Annotated in this window: 3 protein-coding genes; all 3 read right to left on the reverse strand. The window is 71.4% G+C overall.

Annotated features, from left to right (window positions below; all coding sequences use genetic code 11):
* Positions 1–140: 140 nt before the first annotated feature.
* Complete coding sequence (mraY, locus tag ACYVE9_RS21070) at positions 141–1,199, reverse strand: phospho-N-acetylmuramoyl-pentapeptide-transferase (protein ID WP_461029454.1); 1,059 nt, start codon at positions 1,197–1,199, stop codon at positions 141–143.
* Positions 1,196–2,638 (reverse strand): UDP-N-acetylmuramoyl-tripeptide--D-alanyl-D-alanine ligase, encoded by a 1,443-nt coding sequence (locus tag ACYVE9_RS21075; protein ID WP_461029455.1) that lies wholly within the window; start codon positions 2,636–2,638, stop codon positions 1,196–1,198. The genes mraY and ACYVE9_RS21075 overlap by 4 nt, the downstream gene beginning before the upstream one ends.
* A partial coding sequence (locus ACYVE9_RS21080; RefSeq protein ID WP_461029456.1) for a glutamate ligase domain-containing protein occupies positions 2,635–3,006 on the reverse strand: 372 nt, incomplete at its 5' end. The genes ACYVE9_RS21080 and ACYVE9_RS21075, both read right to left, overlap by 4 nt.

Below are 3,006 nucleotides of genomic sequence, written 5' to 3' on the forward strand. Positions count from 1 at the left end.
GCCGTCGACCACGGTCACCTCGGCGCCCAGCCCGACCAGGGCGCGGGCGGCGCTGACGCCGCTCACGCCCAGGCCGGCGACCACCACCCGCCGGCCGGTGAACTCCTCGGCCGAGCGGGGTCCTCCGGGGAAGGCGGCGGTCATTTGCGGGCCGCCCAGGCGGCGTAGAACAGGCCGATGCCGACGATCGCGCACATGCCCTGGATGATCCAGAACCGGACGACGACCAGCACCTCGCTCCAGCCCTTCAGCTCGAAGTGGTGCTGGAGCGGTGCCATCTTGAAGACCCGTTTGCCGGTGAGGCGGAACGATCCGACCTGGATCACCACCGACATGGTGATGAGGACGAAGAGGCCGCCCAGGATGGCGAGCAGCAGCTCGGTGCGGGACAGGATCGCCAGACCGGCCAGGGCGCCGCCGAGAGCGAGCGAACCGGTGTCACCCATGAAGATCTTGGCGGGTGAGGTGTTCCACCACAGGAAGCCGAAGCAGGCGCCCATCAGCGCGGCGGCGACCACCGCGAGGTCGAGCGGGTCGCGCACCTCGAAGCAGCTGGGGCTGCCGGTGATGGCGCAGGAGTCCTGGTACTGCCAGACGCCGATGAAGGTGTAGGCGCCGAAGACCATCACGGACGCGCCGGTGGCGAGGCCGTCGAGGCCGTCGGTGAGGTTCACGCCGTTGGACATGGCCAGGATCATGAACAGCGCCCAGATGACGAAGAGCACCGGGCCGATCTGCCAGCCGAAGTCCTGGGTGAAGGAGAGCCGGTCGGAGGCCGGCGCGTTGCCGCGCAGGTCCTCGAAGTTGAGCGCGAGCACCGCGAAGGCGATGCCGACGATCAGCTGGCCGAGCATCTTCGCCTTCGCCCGCAGGCCCAGGCTGCGCTGCTTGACGATCTTGATGTAGTCGTCGAGGAAGCCGACCAGGCCCATGCCGGCCATCAGGAACAGCACCAGCAGGCCGGAGATGGTCATCTCGCTGCCGGTGATCACCTTGGTGAGCACGTAGGCGATGAGCGTCGCCAGGATGAAGGCGATACCACCCATCGTGGGCGTGCCGCGCTTGCTGTGGTGGTCGCGGGGGCCGTCGTCGCGGATGAACTGCCCGTAGCCCTTGCGGGCGAGCAGCTTGATCAGCAGTGGAGTGCCGACCAGGGTCAGGAACAGCCCGATGACCCCGGAGAAGAGGATCTGCCTCATCGACCGGCGACCTCGCCATCGACGTCACCGAGCAGCGCCTGCGCGATCTGCTCCAGGCCCACCGAACGGGAAGCCTTCACCAGTACGACATCCCCCGGGCGCAGTTCACTGCGCAACAGGTCGATCGCCGCCCGAGCGTCGGACACGTGCACCGACTCCTCACCCCACGAACCCTCGTTCTTGGCGCCCATGTCGAGCCAGGCGGCTGCTGTGCCGCCCACCGCCACGAGCTTGCTGACGTTGAGCCGGACGGCGAGCCGTCCGACCGCGTCGTGCTCCGCGAGCGCCGACTCACCGAGTTCGGCCATCTCACCGAGCACCGCCCACGTGCGGCGTCCCGCAGCCCTGGCGTCCCCCCCACCCGCCATGGCGGCCAGCGCGCGGAGCGCAGCCCGCATGGATTCGGGGTTCGCGTTGTACGCGTCGTTGACGACGGTGACGCCGTCAGCGCGCTCGGTGACTTCCATCCGCCACCGGGAGAGCGTGCCCGCGCTGCTGAGCGCGGTTGCGATGTGCTCCGCGGGCATGCCCAGTTCGTGGGCAACGGCCGCCGCGGCGAGCGCGTTCGACACGTGGTGCTCACCGTACAGGCGCATGGTCACGGCGCTGCACCCGGAGGGTGTGTGAAGCGTGAACGCGGGCCGGCCGTCCGCGGTGAGCCGCACGTCCGCGGCCCGCACGGTGGCGTCCGGTGAGGAGTCGCCCTCACCGAAGAACACCACGCGGGCGGTGGTGCGGGCCGCCATGGCCCGCACCAGCGGGTCGTCGCCGTTGAGCACCGCGACACCGCCCTCGTCGGCAGCCGGCAGGCTCTCGACCAGTTCGCCCTTGGCCTCGGCGATCTGCTCGCGCCCGCCGAACTCGCCGACGTGCGCGGAGCCGACGTTGAGGACCACCCCGATCCGCGGTGGCGTCAACTCCGCCAGGTACCGGATGTGGCCCTTGCCGCGGGCCCCCATCTCCAGCACCAGGTGCCGGGTGCCCTCGTCCGCCCGCAGCGCGGTGATCGGCAGGCCGATCTCGTTGTTCAGCGAGCCCGGCGTCCAGACCGTGGGGCCGAGCTGTTCGAGTAGTTGGGCGATGAGGTCCTTGGTGCTGGTCTTGCCCGCGGAGCCGGTGAGGGCGACCACCGCCGAACCCAGGGCGCGGACGGAGTGGCGGGCCAGGGCGCCCAGCGCGCCGACCACGTCGTCGACGACCACCGCGGGCACCCCGACCGGGCGGGTGGCCAGTACGGCGGTGGAGCCGGCGGCGACCGCGCCCACGGCGTAGTCGTGGCCGTCGACGTGTTCCCCGGCGAAGGCCGCGAACAGCGTGCCGGGTGCGGCCTGCCGGGAGTCGATGACGGCCGGGCCGGTGACCAGCGCCGCCGGGTCCGATATGTCGTGGAGCCGGCCCGAGACGACGTCGGCGATCTCGGTGAGCGTCATGGGGATCATCGCTTCAGCCGCTCCTCGATCGCGGCGCGCAGCACCGCGCGGTCGTCGAAGGGGCGGATGACGCCGGCGATGTCCTGCCCCTGCTCGTGGCCCTTGCCGGCGATGACGACCGTGTCGCCCGGTTCGGCGCGGGCGACCGCGGCGGCGATGGCCGCGGCCCGGTCCTCCTCCAGGAGCACGGTGCCGCGCTCGTAGGTGGGCACCTCGGCGGCCCCGGCCAGCATCGTCGCGAGGATCGACAGCGGGTCCTCCGAGCGGGGGTTGTCGGAGGTCAGCACCGCGGTGTCGGAGAGCCGGGCGAGGGCCGCGCCCATCGAGCGGCGCTTGTGCGGGTCGCGGTCACCGCCGCAGCCGAGCACGGCGTGCAG

It is taken from the genome of Streptomyces sparsus (genome assembly GCF_054776295.1).